The organism is Streptomyces sp. NPDC047002 (genome assembly GCF_040704505.1).
Classification (GTDB): domain Bacteria; phylum Actinomycetota; class Actinomycetes; order Streptomycetales; family Streptomycetaceae; genus Streptomyces.
Map to the genome: position 1 here is coordinate 453786 of NZ_JBEYWC010000001.1, position 17089 is coordinate 470874.

General features: G+C 74.6%; 11 protein-coding genes and 1 tRNA gene. 6 read left to right on the forward strand and 6 right to left on the reverse strand.

All coding sequences use genetic code 11. The features are described 5' to 3' along the window. Positions 1–66 precede the first annotated feature (66 nt). Both AB0910_RS02055 and AB0910_RS02060 read right to left on the reverse strand, forming a co-directional pair. Complete coding sequence (locus tag AB0910_RS02055; protein WP_366742530.1) at positions 67–2091, reverse strand: FUSC family protein; 2025 nt, start codon at positions 2089–2091, stop codon at positions 67–69. 278 nt (positions 2092–2369) lie between these two features. Further along, on the reverse strand, positions 2370–3404 hold the full coding sequence (locus AB0910_RS02060; RefSeq protein WP_366742531.1) for a LacI family DNA-binding transcriptional regulator: 1035 nt from the start codon (positions 3402–3404) through the stop codon (positions 2370–2372). A gap of 159 nt (positions 3405–3563) precedes the next feature. Here AB0910_RS02060 and AB0910_RS02065 point away from each other — a divergent pair, with 159 nt between their 5' ends. From AB0910_RS02065 to AB0910_RS02085, 5 genes are all read left to right on the forward strand, one after another. Next, complete coding sequence (locus AB0910_RS02065; RefSeq protein WP_366742532.1) at positions 3564–4895, forward strand: MFS transporter; 1332 nt, start codon at positions 3564–3566, stop codon at positions 4893–4895. 18 nt (positions 4896–4913) lie between these two features. Next, entirely contained in the window at positions 4914–8978 is a 4065-nt protein-coding gene (locus AB0910_RS02070; protein ID WP_366742533.1) for a hypothetical protein, read from the forward strand. Between the two features lie 170 nt (positions 8979–9148). Next, on the forward strand, positions 9149–9538 hold the full coding sequence (locus tag AB0910_RS02075; protein WP_366742534.1) for an SH3 domain-containing protein: 390 nt from the start codon (positions 9149–9151) through the stop codon (positions 9536–9538). A gap of 191 nt (positions 9539–9729) precedes the next feature. Further along, complete coding sequence (locus AB0910_RS02080) at positions 9730–10575, forward strand: RNA polymerase sigma factor SigF (protein WP_366742535.1); 846 nt, start codon at positions 9730–9732, stop codon at positions 10573–10575. A gap of 147 nt (positions 10576–10722) precedes the next feature. Continuing rightward, entirely contained in the window at positions 10723–11136 is a 414-nt protein-coding gene (locus AB0910_RS02085; RefSeq protein ID WP_366742536.1) for a cytidine deaminase, read from the forward strand. Between the two features lie 76 nt (positions 11137–11212). On the opposite strand, the gene AB0910_RS02090 is transcribed toward AB0910_RS02085, so the two are convergent. The 4 genes from AB0910_RS02090 to sucC all read right to left on the reverse strand — a co-directional run bounded on the left by AB0910_RS02090 (position 11213) and on the right by sucC (position 15256). After that, positions 11213–11300 (reverse strand) — tRNA-Leu (locus tag AB0910_RS02090). 153 nt (positions 11301–11453) lie between these two features. Continuing rightward, positions 11454–13025, reverse strand: a complete 1572-nt coding sequence (locus AB0910_RS02095; RefSeq protein WP_366742537.1) for an aldehyde dehydrogenase family protein — start codon at positions 13023–13025, stop codon at positions 11454–11456. Between the two features lie 177 nt (positions 13026–13202). Beyond that, the gene (sucD, locus tag AB0910_RS02100) at positions 13203–14111 is read right to left on the reverse strand and encodes a succinate--CoA ligase subunit alpha (RefSeq protein WP_366742538.1); all 909 of its coding nucleotides are present in this window, start codon (positions 14109–14111) and stop codon (positions 13203–13205) included. 11 nt (positions 14112–14122) lie between these two features. After that, positions 14123–15256 (reverse strand): ADP-forming succinate--CoA ligase subunit beta, encoded by a 1134-nt coding sequence (gene sucC / locus AB0910_RS02105; RefSeq protein ID WP_366742539.1) that lies wholly within the window; start codon positions 15254–15256, stop codon positions 14123–14125. 148 nt (positions 15257–15404) lie between these two features. Between sucC and AB0910_RS02110 the strand changes: the two genes are divergently transcribed. Beyond that, positions 15405–17087, forward strand: coding sequence for a thiamine pyrophosphate-binding protein (locus tag AB0910_RS02110; RefSeq protein WP_366742540.1), 1683 nt, complete (start codon positions 15405–15407; stop codon positions 17085–17087). The last annotated feature ends 2 nt before the right edge of the window (positions 17088–17089 follow it).

Sequence of the window (17089 nt, forward strand, 5' to 3'; positions counted from 1 at the left end):
AGCGCGGGAGGGCCGTGCTCCCCGCGCCCGCGCTCCCCTGCGGGGCGGGCGGTGCTCCCGCGGCGGTCAGCCGGCGGTGCTCCTCCGGCGGCGGAGCGGGCCGAGACGGCCCCGCGCCTGCTCCGAGGTGGCGACGGCGCGCGCCGCGCCGACCTGGTCGCGCAGCGCGTCGAGCACGGGGCTGCCCGCGGGTCCGTGCTCCGCCTCGACGCGCGGCAGCGCGGTGTGCGTCCTGATGCCCGCGGCGAGCTGCCCGAGCTGGTCCGCGACGGCACGGGCCTCGGCGGGCGGCGGCGGCTCCGCGCCGTGCCCGACGTCCTGCTGGGCTGCCGTGGTCGCGTCCACCACCCGCTCCACGGCGACGACCAGCGGCCACCACTCGGCCGCGAGCGTGGCCGCGGGCCGCGGCTCGGTCATGGCCCGCTGGAACTCGCTGCGTACGGCGGACAGTTCGCGGTACAGCCGCCTGCGGGCGCGGGCCGAGGCGTCCTCGTCGGCGCCGGGCGCCGCACCGCCGGGCGCGGCGGGGTCCCTGACGAGGCAGATCACGACGTACCGCGCGGCGTCGTCGACGATGTCGGCGAGCCGGTCGCCGACCCGGGCGTGCCAGCTCTCCGGCCACAGCAGGTACCCGGCGACCAGGGCGATCGCGCAGCCGATGAAGCTGTCCACGAGCCGGGGCAGCAGCAGCCCGGCGCCGAGGTGGTTCAGCACGTCGGACAGGAGCAGGATCAGCGGGGTGACTGCGGTGGTCTGGTACGCGTACCCCTTGGCCGCCATGACCGGCAGCAGCGCGGCGAGCACCGCCATCAGCGCCGCCGACCACCAGCCGTGCGGGACGGCCACCAGCACGGCGGCGGCCACGCCGAGGCCGACGACGGTGCCGACGGCGCGCATCACCGCGCGCGAGAAGACGGAGCCGAGGTCGGGCTTGAGCACGAAGGCGACCGTGAGGGCCACCCAGTAGGAGCGGGGCACGGCGACCACGGAGACCAGGGTCTGCGCGATGCCCACGCACAGGGCGAGCCGCAGCCCGTAGCGCCAGGCAGGGGCGGAGCGCAGGGTGGCGCGCGCGGCGCGCGCCGCGCGCGTCCCGAGGGGGGCGGGGCGGCCGAGCCGGTCGCCGGGGGCCGGTTCTGCGCCGTGGACCACGTCGGCGGCGCGGCGCAGCGCGGCACCGACCGCGCGCCACGCCCGGTCGTCGGGGCCGCCGGGCGCCTCGTCCACTGCGGGGCGGGCCGCGGTGGGCCCGGGGTGCTCGACGGCGTCGGCGAGCTCCCGTACGGCGGCGGGCACGGCCGCGGGCAGCGGGCGGCCCGCGTGGTGCGCCGCAGGCGCGGCCTCCAGCAGGGCGGTCAGCGCGTCGAGCCGGGCGAAGAGGGCGAACGCCGTGGTCCGCTGGGCGCGCTCCCTGGCGCGGCGTGCGAGCACCACGTCGTAGGCGTGGTCGACGCGGCGGGTGGTGGCCTGCCGCTGGGTCTCGTAGTCGCCGCCGCCGGCCGCGGCGAGCTGGTCGGCGACCGCCCGGTAGGCGTCGGCGACGGCGCGCCGCTCGGGCGCGGCGCCCCTGACAGGCCAGGCGAGCAGCGAGAGCACCAGGACGAAGGCGCCGCCGCCGAGGAACAGCGCGGGCGCGAGCCACCAGGACCCCGGCACCGGGAGGCCCGCCTCGATGACGGTACTGATGAGCAGCAGCAGCCCGGCGGCCGAGGCGAGCGGGCCGATCGAGGAGACGAGGCCCGACACCAGGCCGACCAGGGTGAGGACGGCGACCGCGAGGGCGCCGCGGCCGAGGACGGCGGCCCCGGCGACGACCCCGCACGCCCCGGCGAGCTGCGGCACCGCGATGCCGAGGAAGCGCATCCGGTAGGAGTCGGCGGTGTCGTTGATCACGGCGAACTGCGCGCCGATCGCGGCGAGCGCCCCGTAGGCGGGGCGGCCGAGCGCGAAGCCCAGGGCGAGCGGTCCCGCGACGCCGACGCACGCGCGCAGCGCGGCGGGCCAGGGCACGGGCCCCGGGTTCGGCCGCAGGGCCGCGGCGAGCCACTCGGGGATGCGGGACCCGCCCCGGGCCCCGGCCGTGCGCGCCACTGCTCCTCGCCCTCCTGAGGCGGTGCTCCACCCGCCCCGGCGGACTGCCGGGCGCCGCGGGTGCGGGCACGGCGCCCGGGGCGCGGTCCCGGTCTCCGCGTCCATGATCCCGCGCCGCCCCGGCACCCGCGCGCCGCCCCCGCCCTCACCGGGACGTGGCCCCCGGCCGGGCCCGCGCGACCGCTCACGCGGCGCCCCGGCGGACGACACGACAGCACCCGCCGCCCGGTGGCACGCCCCCGCGCCCTCTCCCCTCCGGGGCCCCCGCGGGCGGCGGCTCAGCGGGGTGCGGGGCCTGTGGTTCCGCGGATGACCAGGCTCGGGGAGACGGAGACGCGTACCGCCCTGCCCCGGCCCTCCACGCGTTCGAGGAGCAGGCGGGCCGCCGTCTCGCCCATCAGGCCGCCCGCCTGGTCGACGCTGGTCAGCCGCACCGGGGCGAGCGCCGCCACCTCCGTGTTGTTGTACCCGGCGAGGGAGAGGTCGTCCGGTATACGCAGCCCCAGCTCGCGGGCGGCCCTGAAGACGCCCATCGCCGCCACGTCGGCGCCCGCGAACACGGCGGTGGGCCGCGGGCCAGAGGCCAGCAGCTCCATGCCGGCGCGGTAGCCGCCCTCCTCCGAGTAGGCGGTCGTCGCGATCCGCGCGTGCTCCTCGATGCCGTGCCGCCGCATCGCCTCCCGGTAGCCGCGGCGCTGCACCCGTTCGGGCGTGCCCGCCCACCCCGTGCCGGCGTTGCCGTGCGCCGAGGTCAGGGCTATCCGCCGGTGCCCGAGGCCCGCCAGATGGTCGACGACGAGACCCGCGCCCTCGGCGTCTGCGTCCACCACCGTGTCGTACGCCTCGGCGGTGTCGTGGTGACCGATGACCACGGTCGGCACGGCGGCCGCGACACCCAGCACCTCACGGCGGGCGAAGCCGGGCCCGATCAGGATCAGCCCGTCCATCTGCCGGTCGACCATGGCGCGCGCGAGCCGCGCCTGGTCGTCGGCGCCGAAGCCGGCGGCGCCGAGCAGCAGCTGGTACTCGGTGGCGCGCAGGTGCCCGCCCACCCCGTCGAGGATGTCCGCGAAGAACGCGTTGCGCAGGTTGTCCAGGAGCACTCCGATCGTGTATGTACGTCCTCGCATGCCCCGCGCGGCGGCGTGCGGCCGGTAGTCCAGCTCCGCCATCGCCCCGCGGACCCGCTCCCGCATCGCGTCGCTGACTCCGTATGCGTTCCTGAGCACCTTCGAGACCGCCGAGGTGGACACGCCCGCGTGCCGGGCCACATCGGTGATCGTCACACGCCGCCCGCCGCCGACCGGGTGCATTGCCGCGCCTCCGCTTTCCGGCCGCCCGCGATCGGGTACAGCCGTGGTTTCACTACAACGTTCTCCAACCCTACGCACGCTTCTTGACCTCGAACGGGTGCGCGGTCCTACGGTTGGCCACCCCCGGTCGGAGAACGTTCTACAGCGAGGAGCCGCACCATGGGACAGTCGGCGCCCGGCGACCGTACCGCCGGAAGCTCCACGGAAGACGTACTGGTCAAGGACGGCGTCGAGGCCGGCGGTGTCAGCCGCCAGCAGTGGCGGTGGTCCGCGCTCGCCGGCATGGCGTCCTATCTCGACGCGGGCTCGATCGTGGCGATCGGCTCGGGTCTCGCCCTCTTCCAGGAACACCTCCACCTCGCCACCTCGGGCTTCACCGGCGTCGGCGCGCTCGCCGCCATAGGGCCCAACGCGATCGGCGCCGCGGTCGGCTCGTTCATCGGCGGCCGGCTCGGCGACAAGCTCGGCCGCAAGCGGATCTACCAGTACGACCTGCTGGTGTACGCGGCCGCCGTGCTGCTGATCGCGCTCTCGGTCAACTCCTGGATGCTCTTCCTCGGCACCTTCGTGGTCGGCGTCGCGGTGGGCGCCGACGTGCCCACGTCGCTCGCGCTGGTCGGCGAGTTCTCCCCGGTCAGGGCGCGCGGCAAGCTGCTCGGGCTGACCCAGGTGGCCTGGAACATCGGCCCCATGATCGTGCTGCTGCTCGCGCTCGCCCTGTCCCACCTGGGCCTGCTCGGCATCCGGATCGTCTTCCTGCACCTGGTGGTGGTCGCGATCGTGACCTGGGCGATGCGGCGCGGCATGACCGAGTCCGCGATGTGGAGAGCCGCGGCCGAGCGCGGCGCGGCGAACGCGGCCCGGGTGCGTGCCCTGTTCCGCGGCACCCATCTCAAGGCGCTGAGCTGGACGGGCAGCTTCTATGTCTTCCAGGGCCTCGCGGCCGGGACCGCGGGCCTCTTCACGCCGTACATGGTCAAGAACCTGGGCGCGGGCGACCAGACCGTCTCCGTCGCGCTGTCCTGCGCGGGCTTCGGCATCGGGATCGTCGCGACGGTCTTCGTCTACATGCCGCTGAGCGACCGCGACCACCACACCCGCAAGCAGCTGTGGGCGGCGGGCGCGGTCATGCAGATCGCCGCGTACGCGCTGTTCTTGATCTTCCCCTTCACGGTACCGACGATCCTGCTCAACACGTTCCTCTTCGGGGTGGGCGCCTCGCTCGCGGGCGACGCCTTCTACAAGACCGTCAGCCAGGAGCTGTTCCCGACGATGCTGCGGGGCACCGCACAGGGTTTCACCTTCGGTGTGGCGCGCGCCTGCCTCGGCGTGTGGAGCTACTACGTGCCGCATCTGGCGAGCGCGGGCATCACCTCCGTCGCGGCGCTGCTGTGCGCGTTCCTGCTGGTCAGCGGGTTCGTCGGGTTCTTCTTCATGCCGAACACCGTGGGCAAGCCGCTCGACCGCATCCAGCTGGAACGCACGACCTGAGCGCAGAAAGGTTCCCGCGTGACCGTCGACGAGGCCCCGGCCGGGCAGGCGCTGCTGCTGTCCCGCTTCACCGACCCCGCCCCCGCGTACGGGCCGCTGCCGCTGTGGTGGTGGAGCGGCGCCACGGTCACCGGGGAGCGGCTGCGGCGGCAGATGGCGCGGCTGCTCGCGCAGGGCGTGCACCAGGCGGTGGTGATCTGCCTGGCGCCGACGGGCCCGATGTTCGGCTCGCTCGCCGACGACCCGCCGTATCTGAGCCCGGAGTGGCTCGCCCTGCTCGACGGCGCCTGCGCGGACGCCGACGAGTTGGGCTTCACCCTGTGGATGTACGACCAGATCGGCTTCTCGGGGGCCAACTTCCAGGGGCTGCTGACCGCGCGGAACCCCGGTTTCGCCGGGCTCGCCCTGCACCGCACCGCAGAGCACACCGGCGGGGGGAGTGCGGTGGTGCGCCCGCCCGCCGGGCACACGGCGCTCGCGGCACGCGCCGCCCCGCTGGGCGAGGGGGCGGGCGGCCCTGTGCCGGTGCCGCTCGGCGCGGACGGCGCGGCGCGCTGGGACGGCCCGCCCGCCCTGCTCACGCTGGTGCACAGCGGCGTCAGCGGCTTCGACTACTTCGGGAAGGAGGCGTGCGCCGCGCTCCTCGACCGGGTGCACGGGACGCTGGAGCGCCATGTCGGCAAGTGGTTCGGCCGCTCCGTCGGCGGCTTCTTCCAGGACGAGCTGCCCGCCCTGCCCACCTGGGGCCGGGACTTCGCCGCCACCTTCGCCGAGGCGTACGGCTACGACCTGGTGCCGCGGCTGCCCGACCTGTGGGAGGCGGACGCGGGCGACGCGGGGGCGGCCCGCGTGCGGCGCGACTACCAGGAGCACCGGGCGCGGCTCGGCACCCGCGCCTTCTTCGGCCCGCAGCGCGCCTGGCTCGCCCGGCACGGGCTGCTCTGCGGCTTCGACCAGCCGTCCCCCGCGCGCGAGGGCGACCCGGTCGGCGGGGTGACGGTGTACGGCGACTACCACGCCACGCACCGCGGCTACGGCGCGCCGGGCAGCGACCACTGGGGCGACGCCAAGGTGCACAGCTCCATGGCGCACGCCAACGGCGAGCCCCGCACCTGGATCGAGGCGTTCCATTCGTCGGGCTGGGGCGGCACGCTGGAGGAGACGTACGACTGGCTGGCGCCGTTCCTGCGCAGGGGCGCGAACCTCTACGACCCGCACGCCGTCTACTACGCGACGCCGGGCGGCTGGTGGGAGTGGGCGCCGCCGTCCACCTGCTGGCGGCAGCCGTACTGGCCCCAGTACCATGTGTTCGCCCGCGCGGTGGCGCGGCTGTGCTCGGTGCTGACGGCCGGCGACCACGTCTGCGACACGGTGCTGCTCTCCCCCACCACGGCGGCGCAGGCGCTGCTGACGCCGGACGGGCCGCTGCCGGGCGCGCGGGAGGCCGCGGCGCTCTACCACCGGCTGAACGGCGTGGGCACCTGGTTCGCCGAGCGGCGCGGCGTGCTGGAGCGCGCGGGGCTCGACCACGACGTGCTCGACGAGACGGCGCTCGCCGCCGCCGCCGTCACGGCGGACGCGGCGGGTCCGCTGCTTGCGCTGCGCGGCGAGGCGTACCGGACGGTGGTGCTGCCGGGGCCGCCCGCGCTGCACACGGCCGCTGCGGGCGTGCTCGCGGCCTTCGCGCGGGCCGGCGGCCGGGTGGTGTGCGCGGGCCGGGCGCCCGGTCTCTTCCTCGGCGGCGGGGACGGTGGCGGGGACTTCGCCGGGGCGCTCGCCGAGGGCCTGATCACCGTGGTCGACGACCCGGAGGAGGTGCCCGCTGCCGTCGTGCGGGGCCCGGTGCGGATCACCGCGGACGCTCCGTTCCTGCTGCGCCGCGCGGGGTCCGCGCATGTCCTCGCGCTGACGGCGCACGACGAGCAGACGGGCACCCGGGCGCCGATCGTCTCGCTCGGCACCGACGACTGGACGGCGCAGGACAACTTCTCCTGGTCGGAGTACTGGCGCCAGCTGCACGAGGACGGCTACGCCTTCGTCCCGCCCGCCGGGCGCACCGCGGCGGTGCGGATCGAGGGGCTCGCCGCGGTGCCCCGCGCCCAGCGCTGGGACCCGGGCACCGGCGAGCGCACGGAGCTGGCCGTGTCGCCTGCCGACGGCGGCGGCTGGCGCCTCGATGTGCCGTTCGCCGACGGGGCGGTGGCCCTCGTGGTGTTCGGCGCGGACCTGCCGGCACCGACCCGGCGGCCGCTGCCGCTGCCCTCCCGCGCCGTCCCTGTGGGGCCCTGGCGCGCGCTGGCCGTCTCGACCCTCGACAACGACGAGGGCGACCTGGCCGCCGCCGACCGGCGCGGCGTCCTGCCGGTCGAGGTGTGGCGGATGGAGCACAGGGCCGACCCCCCTGAGAACGGCGGGGACGGCGGGGACGACGACAGCGGCGGAGGCAACGGGGACGGTGGGGGCTGGCGTCCCGTGACCGCGGGCTTCGGCCCCTTCGCGCTGGTGCGGCACGGCGCGGGCGCCTGGGAGCGGGCCGAGTGGTCGCTCTCGCGCGGGGTGCGCAAGGACCCCGTGCACGACTACCGGCTCGGCCCGAAGGGGTACGTGCCTGAGGAGTTCCTCGACGTGCGGCAGGTCGCGGCGGGCGGCGAGGTGTCCGTACGGACGCACCTGGCGCTGCCGCAGGACCCCGGTCCCCGGTGGCTCGCGGTGGGCGCGAACGCGGCGCGCCGGGTCCTCGCGGACGGGCGTGAGCTGCCCGTCGAGGGCACGGGCCACCAGTCGTTCAGCCCGCTGCCCGCGGGCCTCGCGGGCCGCACGGTCCCGGTCGAGCTGGTCCTCACGGCGGGCGAGGACGGCCCGGTGCGTGCCTCCTTCGCCGTGGTGCGCGACCGTGGGGCGTACCGCAGGCCGGAGTGGATGTCGGCGGGCGGCGCCGCGCGCACCGGCCGCACGTGCGACCTGACGCGGCGGTTCGTGCTGGACGCGCTGCCCGGGGACCCCGTGGTGCAGGTCGGCAGCGACGGGGCGTGCACGGTGCTGGTGAACGGCGTGGAGGTGGGCCGCCAGGGCGACTTCCACCCGTACCCGGGCCACCGCGAGGTCCGGGTGCACCCCTATGACCTGGGCGGGCTGCTGCGCGTCGGGGAGAACACGCTGACCCTGCGGCTGACCGACGCGGGCGGCAGGGCGACGTCCGCCGTGCTCGACTCGCCGCCGCCCGGCAGGGGCGGCCTCGGGCTGTGCGGCGGCGCCGGGTGGACGGCCGTCGCCGACGGCGCGAGCGCGCCCGCCGTCCTGCGGCCGACGCAGCTGGGCCGCGATCCGCGGTTCGTCTGCGCGTGGGCGCGCCCCCACCCGCTGCCCGGGGCGCACTGGCTCGAACCGGCCGCGGCGCAGGGCGGTGCCGTCGAGCCCGTGGTGCCCGACCTGGCGCCGGGGCCCGAGCGGGTGGAGTGGCTGCGCTTCACCGCGCCGCTCGGCGCGCGCGCTCTGCGGGTGCCGACGACGCTGCCCACCGAGGTGCGGATCGGCGGCGAGGCGTACACGCCGGACGCGGCAGGCCGGGTGGCGCCGGCGCGGCCGGCCGCTGCGGGCACGGAGGTGGTGCTGCGGGTGCGGGCGCACGACGGGCGCAGGGGCGGGGCGCTGCTGTCCGGGCCGGTCACCGCGGAGCTCGCCGAGGTGCCTGCCCCGCTGGTGAGTTGGGAGGATCTTGGGCTGCGCGCGCTGGGCGGCGCGGTGCGCTACCGCGCCGATGTGGCGCTCCCCGCGCGCCCGGAGGGCCGGACGCTGCTCGACCTCGGCGAGGTGCGGGGCACGGTGGAGGTCGCCGTCAACGGGGTGCCCTGCGGGGAACGGGTGTGGGGGCCGTGGACGGTGGAGGTGACGGACGCGCTGCGCGCGGGCGCCAACACCGTGGAGGTGGTGGTGCGGGGCACGCTCGCCGGGTACCTCGACGACGCGTCGCCGACCCGGGCCGTGGCCGCCGGCCAGGTCAGGACGGGACTCTTCGGACCGGTGCGGCTGCTCGGGCACGCGGACGGCCCAGAGCCTCGGACCCCGCCGCGCGGACGGCGATGAAATCGCAGGTCAGGATGGGTATTCCGGTCCGGAGCCGCCGATCGGGTCGACGGACTTTACGCATACTTTTATACAGCCATAAGGGTGATATGGCTGTTTCTTACGGGCGATTCGGACGCGGGACGTGCCATTAAAGAGGGGCACACCAACTCCAGCGAAAGAAGGACTCCATGCACGCATCGCGTGTGGGGCGCCGGGTCGCCACCACCGTCTCCGGGCTTCTGATCGCGGGCGCGGCCGCCCTGGCCGCCACCCCGGCGAACGCGGCGTCCCCGGTCCCCCAGGGCGAGTCGCACGCCGCGGCCGCCCGGCCCCAGGCCCCCGCAGCGCAGCCGCGCGGCAAGGTCGTGGCGCGCCTCCCGCTCTCGGTCCGCGAGCGGCCCACCACCAACTCCCGCTACCTGGGCAGCCTCCAGCCCGGCGCGGTCGTCTCCCTGCGCTGCAAGGTCCGCAGCCAGAACGTCGACGGCAACAACCTCTGGTACCGCCTCGGCGGCGGGCGGAGCGGCTACGTCGCCGCCCGCTACGTGCAGAACCTCTCGCCCGTCCCGTACTGCTGACGCCCCCCGCTTCGCACTCTGCCGCCTGCCGCCTCGCGCGACCGGCGGCAGAGCCGCGTCCGGGGCCTTCGCCGCCGCGCCCCCCGCGCCGTACCGGGAGTGCTTGCAAAAGATTTCCCTGTGACAAGTATTGTCGAGTGGAATCGAGGGCAGAAGGGGGCTGCCCCACCTCGACCGTGAAGGGAAAGGTCATGTCCGTCACTACCGCGAGCGCCACGGAGCGTGCCACCGAACTGCCGAGGATCGAGGACCCGGAGGCCGTTTCGCCCGTCGACGCGCGGGCGCTGTCGAAGCTGTTCTTCGACCGGCTCCAGGTCCTCGAGGAGGGCACGCCCGAATACGCGTACGCCCGCAACACCCTCATCGAGATGAACATGTCCCTCGTGCACTTCGCGGCCCGGCGTTTCGGCCGCCGCGACCAGACCGAGGACATGATCCAGGTCGGCATGATCGGCCTGATCAAGGCGATCGACCGGTTCGACCTGAGCCGGGAGAACGAGTTCGCCACGTTCGCCGTGCCGTACATCGTCGGGGAGATCAAGCGGTTCTTCCGCGACAGCACCTGGGCGGTGCACGTCCCGCGCCGCCTCCAGGAGATGCGCGTCGAGCTGGCCAAGGCGCGCGACGTGCTCTCCGCGCGCCTCGACCGCGAGCCCACGGTCGCGGAGCTCGCGACCCATCTCGGCCGCTCGCACGAGGAGATCACCGACGGCCTGATCGCCGCGAACGGTTACAGCACCGACTCCCTCGACATGCCCTACGAGGGCGGGGACGGCGGCGCGCACAGGTCGGCGACGCTCGCCGACTCGATCGGCGCCTGCGACCCCGGGATGGAGCTGGTCGAGGACCTGACCTCGCTCGCGCCGCTCCTCGCGCAGCTCGACGAGCGGGACCGCACGATCCTGGAGCTGCGCTTCGGCAAGGAGTGGACGCAGACGGAGATCGGCAACGCGCTCGGCATCTCGCAGATGCACGTGTCGCGGCTGCTCAACCGCACCTTGAAGACGCTGCGTTCCGGCATGCTCACCGAGCGCTGAGCCACTCGCGCCCGTGGGCCCGGTACCCCCGCCGGGCCCGCGGGCGCTTCGCCGCGCGCACTGCGGACCTCCGCGATATCCACTTGCGCCGGCGCGCCCGCCGGGTCAGAGTCGCCTGACGATCTGCGACCTGGCGAGGCGGGGAAGATGACCACACAGGACGGCGGCGGTGACCGTGAACTCGTCGACGCGGCCGCCGAGGTGGCGCGCACGCGCTGCCGGGGCGAGAACCACACCGTGGCGGCCGCGGCCCGCGCGGCGGACGGCCGGATCGTCACCGCGGTCAACGCCTACCACTTCACCGGCGGCCCGTGCGCCGAGCTGGTCCTCATCGGCACGGCGGCGGCCCAGGGCGTCCACGAGCTGGAGACGATCGTCGCCGTGGGCGACCGCGACCGCGGCGTGATCCCGCCGTGCGGCCGCTGCCGCCAGGTCCTGCTGGACTACTACCCCGCGATCCGGGTCCTCGTCGCCGCCGCAGGCCGCACCAGGCCCGTACCCGTCGCCGACCTCCTGCCCGAGAGCTACATCTGGGCCGACCACCAGCCGACCACTGACTGACACACCGCCGCCCCGAGCGGCCCCCGAAAGCCGTCAGGCGCCCACCGGATTCCGATGGGCGCCTCAAGGTCACTGCTGGTGTCCGAGGGGGGACTTGAACCCCCACGCCCGATAAAGGGCACTAGCACCTCAAGCTAGCGCGTCTGCCATTCCGCCACCCGGACGAGTGGTCTGCCGTGGCGTTCCCGCCGCGGTGACGTGGTCAACGATACCAGGGGTTCGGGACGTGTCTCACCGCCATATCCGGTGGTCAGGGGTGGGCCCCGCCGGGCGGCCCCGATGGCGGGCCGGTCCGGCGGGGTCCTCGGTGCCCGGGGTCAGGGCATCAGGTGGTAGTCGGGGAAGTTGCCGGGCGGGCGCTCGCCCGCGGGGCCGTCGGTCACGGCGCGTACGAGCAGGTCGCCGCCGACGAACGCGCCGCGCCAGGCGTGGCCGAAGCCGCCGAACAGCTCGTCGCGGTCGCCGCGCGAACGGGGCTTGCCCCGGCCGACCTTGAAGGCCCGCACCTGGGGCGCGAGCCGGTCGTAGGCGTCCGGGTCGTCGGTGGACAGGGTGGCGACGAGCGCGCCGTTGGACGCGTTCATCGCGGCGAGCAGCTCCGCCTCGGTGTCGACCAGGACGATCGTGTCGACGGGGCCGAACGGCTCGGCGTGGTGCAGCGGCGAGGACGGCGGCGGGTTCAGCAGGGTGACGGGCGCCAGATAGGCGTCGCGGGAGCCGCCCGCGGGGAAGGCGGCGTCGTCCAGGGCCCCCTCGTGCAGCGGGACCGCGCCGCGGTCGACGGCCTCTGCGACCTGGTCGCGCAGCTCCTTCGCCTTCGCGGCGTTGATCAGCGGGCCGAAGTCCAGCTCGGGCAGCGGATCGTCGGGGTCGGCGACGGCGAGGGGGTGACCGACGCGCACCGAGCGCACGGCCGGCAGGTAGGCGTCGAGGAAGTCGGCGAACAGCGAGCGCTGCACCACGAAGCGCGGGTAGGCGGTGCACCGCTGCTTGCCGTAGTCGAACAGCTTCGGCACCGCTGCGGCGAGCGCGGAGAAGTCGGTGAGGTTCCAGATGCCCCAGGTGTTGAGGCCCTCCTGTTCGAGGATGTGCCGCTTGCCGAGGTCGGTGACGGCCGTGGCGATGCGCGCTCCGGTGTCCCGGCCGCCGACGAACGAGACGCACCCGACCTCGGGCGAGTTGACGAGCGCCGCGGAGAGCTCCCGGCCGCTGCCGCTGACCAGGGAGACAGGCAGCCCCGCGCGGGCGGCGAGCGCGCACGCGAGGGTCAGGCAGGCCACTCCCCCGTCGGTGGGGGTCTTGGCGATGACGGCGTTGCCCGCGAGCGCCTGCACCAGCATCGCGTGGACCAGGACGGACATCGGGTAGTTCCAGCTGGCGATGTTGGACACGGGGCCTTCGAGCGGGGTGCGCCCCTCGGTCATCCGGTCGATCTCGGCCACGTACCAGCGCACGCCGTCGATCGCACGGTCGACGTCGGCGCGGGCGAGCCGCCAGGGCTTGCCGATCTCCCAGACGAGCAGCAGGGCCAGCAGGTCGCGGTGGTCGGCGAGGGCGTCGAGCGCGGCCGAGACGCGGGCCTTGCGCTCGGCGAGCGGGGTGTGGCGCCAGGCGCGGTGCTGGTCGAGGCAGGCGCGCACCGCCCGGCCCGCGGTCCCCGGGTCGAGCATGGGCGGCCCGGCGATGGCGGTGCCGTCGACGGGGCTGGTGGCGGACAGGGAGCTGCCGTCCTCGTGCCAGGTGCCGGCCCAGAGGTTGCGGACGCGGTCGTCCTGGAACGCCTCGGGGGCGGCGGCGTGCGCGCGGCGCCAGGCGTCGTCCCAGCCGGTGCCCGGCTTGCGGGCGAGGGGGCGCTGTCCTGTGGTGGCGGGGGTGGTCGTGGGTGCCATGGAGGGTCTCCGCTCGTGAGGTGGGCGGGGTTGTATGGCTGCTGTGGTGCGCGCCGGGGCGCGTGCGGCCCTGCCCTGCGGGCCGTGCGCGTCCCGGCGGTGGCGTGCGGGCGCGGCCGCCCCGGGGCGGCCGCGCCGGTGGCGCCGGGCGGTGCGGGGCCGGTGGCGCTGCCGCCCTCAGAGGCGGTCGCGTACCAGCCGTGCCGTCTCGGACGGGGTGGATCCGACGCGCACACCCACCTCTTCGAGCGCCTTCTTCTTGGCGTCCGCCGTACCGGAGGAGCCGGACACGATGGCTCCCGCATGACCCATGGTCTTGCCCTCCGGCGCGGTGAATCCGGCGATGTAGCCGACGACCGGCTTCGTGACGTGCTCGGCGATGTAGGCGGCGGCGCGTTCCTCCGCGTCGCCGCCGATCTCGCCGATGAGCACGATCAGTTCCGTCTCCGGGTCGTGCTGGAAGGCGGAGAGGCAGTCGATGTGGCTGGTGCCCACGACGGGGTCGCCGCCGATGCCGACCGCCGAGGAGAAGCCGATCTCCCGCAGTTCGTACATGAGTTGGTAGGTGAGCGTGCCGGACTTGGAGACGAGTCCGATCCGGCCGGGCTCGGGGGCGATGTCGGCCGGGATGATTCCCGCGTTCGACTGTCCCGGACTGATGAGGCCGGGGCAGTTGGGACCGACGACCCTCGTGCCCTTCTGCCTAGCGTACGCCTGGAAGACGACGGTGTCGTGTACGGGAATGCCCTCCGTGATCACGACGGCGAGCGCGATTCCGGCGTCGGCGGCCTCCAGCACGGCGGCCTTGGCGAACGGCGGCGGCACGAAGACCACGCTGACCGTGGCGCCGGTGGCCGCCATGCCCTCGGCGACGGAGCCGAAGACGGGCACCGCGACGCGGGTGCCCTCCCCGCCCCCGCGCCCAGGGGGGACGTCGAAGTCGACGGTCCTGCCGGCCTTGCGGGGGTTGACGCCGCCGACCACCCGGGTGCCTGCGGCCAGCATCCTGCGGGTGTGCTTCATGCCCTCGCCGCCGGTCATGCCCTGGACGAGTACCGTGCTCTCCTTGGTCAGGAAGATCGCCACGTGTCTGCTCCTCACTCGGCGTGGGCGAGGACGGCGGCCTGGCGTGCGGCGCCGTCCATGGTGGTGGCCTGCTGGACGAGCGGGTGTGCGCGGTCTTCGAGGATCCGCCGGCCGCGCGCCGCGCTGTTGCCGTCGAGGCGGACCACGAGCGGCTTGGTGAGGGCGACGGACTCCAGGGCCCTGACGATGCCCTCGGCGACGGCGTCGCACGCGGTGATGCCGCCGAAGACGTTGACGAACACGGACCGCACATCCGGGTCGGACAGGATGACGGCCAGGCCGTCCGCCATGACCTGGGCGGAGGCGCCGCCGCCGATGTCGAGGAAGTTGGCGGGCCGTGCGCCGCAGCCCGCGACCACGTCGAGGGTCGACATGACGAGGCCGGCGCCGTTGCCGATGATGCCGACCCGGCCGTCGAGCTTGACGTAGTTGAGGCCCTTCTCGGCGGCCGCCGCCTCCAGTGCGTCCGCGCCGGGGTCCCGCCTGTCCTCGCCCCAGCGCTCCTGGCGGAAGCGGGCGTTGTCGTCGAGGGTGACCTTGCCGTCGAGGGCGACGACGCGGCCGTCCGCGGCCCGCACGAGCGGGTTGACCTCGACCAGCAGGGCGTCCTCGCGCACGAGCACCTGCCACAGGCCGCGCAGCACGGGCGCGGTGTCGGCGGGCAGCCCCGCGGCAGCCGCGATCTCGGCCGCCTTGGCCTCGGTGACGCCCTCCGCGGGGTCGACCGGGATCCGGGCGACGGCCTCGGGCCGGGCGGCCGCCACCTCCTCGATCTCCATGCCGCCCTCGGCCGAGGCGATGGCGAGGAACGTGCCGGCGGCCCGGTCGAGGACGTAGGAGGCGTAGAACTCCCGCTCGATGTCGACGGTTTCCGCGAGCATCACGGTCCGCACGGTGTGGCCCTTGATGTCCATGCCGAGTATCTGGCGTGCCGTCAGTTCGGCCGCCGCGGGGTCGGCGGCGAGCTTCACCCCGCCGGCCTTGCCGCGGCCGCCGGTCTTCACCTGTGCCTTCACCACGACGCGCCCGCCGAGGCGTTCGGCCGCGGCGCGCGCCTCCTGCGGACTTCGGGCGGTCTCCGCAGCAGAGACCGGTATGCCGTGGTCCGCGAAGAGTTCCCTGGCTTGGTGCTCGTACAGATCCATGCCGCTCCTCTTTTTGCGTCAAGTGCCGCACGCCCCCTGGACACCACCCCACGGATGAGGGATAACAAGGTTCATACAGTATTCGTAGACTGTATGCAATGTACCGGGAACGCCTCGGCGCGTTCTGACGAAGGGACGGGAACACTCCATGCCCGACGACACCCAGGGACAGATATCCGGTGGCCACCTCGTCGCCAAGGCGCTCAAGGCGGAGGGGGTGGAGCGCGTCTACACCCTCTGCGGCGGCCACATCATCGACATCTACGACGGGTGCGTGGACGAGGGCATCGACGTCGTCGACGTACGCCACGAGCAGGTCGCCGCGCACGCAGCGGACGGCTACGCGCGCATCACCGGCAAGCCGGGCTGCGCGGTGGTCACCGCGGGACCGGGTACCACGGACGCCGTCACCGGTGTCGCCAACGCCTTCCGCGCCGAGTCACCGATGCTGCTGATCGGCGGTCAGGGCGCCCACACCCAGCACAAGATGGGCTCCCTCCAGGACCTGCCGCACGTCGACATGATGACGCCCATCACCAAGTTCGCCTCGACCGTGCCGGACACCGCGCGGGCGGCCGACATGGTCTCGATGGCCTTCCGCGAGTGCTACCACGGCGCTCCGGGCCCGTCCTTCCTCGAGATCCCGCGCGATGTGCTCGACGCCCGCGTCCCGGTGGAGAAGGCGCGGGTGCCGCGGGCCGGCGGCTACCGCGCCTCCACCCGCACCGCGGGCGACCCCGACGCCATCGAGAGGCTCGCCGACCTGCTGGTCGCCGCCGAGAAGCCGGCGATCCTGCTGGGCAGCCAGGTCTGGTCGACGCGCGGCACCGACGCAGCCGTCGACCTGGTGCGCACGCTCAACATCCCGGCGTACATGAACGGCGCGGCGCGCGGCTCGCTGCCGCCGGGCGACCCGCACCACTTCCAGCTCTCGCGGCGCTACGCGTTCTCCAACGCCGACGTGATCGTCATCGTCGGCACGCCCTTCGACTTCCGCATGGGCTACGGCAAGCGGCTGTCCCCGGACGCGACGGTCGTGCAGATCGACCTGGACTACCGCACCGTCGGCAAGAACCGCGACATCGACCTCGGCATCGTCGGCGACGCGGGCCTCGTCCTGAGGTCCGTCGCCGAGGCGGCGAGCGGCCGGATCAACGGCGGGGCCGCACGCCGCAAGAGCTGGCTCGACGAGCTGCGCGCCGCGGAGCAGGCGGCGCTGGAGAAGCGGCTGCCGAGCCTGCACTCCGACGCCTCCCCCATCCACCCCTACCGGCTGGTCGGCGAGATCAACGACTTCCTCACCGAGGACTCGATCTACATCGGCGACGGCGGCGACATCGTCACCTTCTCCGGCCAGGTCGTGCAGCCCAAGTCGCCCGGCCACTGGATGGATCCGGGCCCGCTCGGCACGCTCGGCGTGGGCATCCCCTTCGTCCTCGCGGCCAAGCAGGCGCGGCCCGACAAGGAGGTCGTCGCCCTCTTCGGCGACGGCGCGTTCTCCCTGACCGGCTGGGACTTCGAGACCCTCGTCCGCTACCACCTGCCGTTCGTCGGGATCGTCGGCAACAACTCCTCGATGAACCAGATCCGTTACGGCCAGGCCGTCAAGTACGGCAAGGACCGCGACCGGGTCGGCAACACCCTCGGGGACGTGCACTACGACAAGTTCGCCCAGATGCTGGGCGGTTACGGCGAGGAGGTGCGCGACCCCGCGGACATCGGCCCGGCGCTGCGCCGCGCCCGCGAGTCCGGGCTGCCCTCCCTCATCAACGTGTGGGTGGACCCGGACGCCTACGCGCCGGGAACGATGAACCAGACCATGTACAAGTGAGG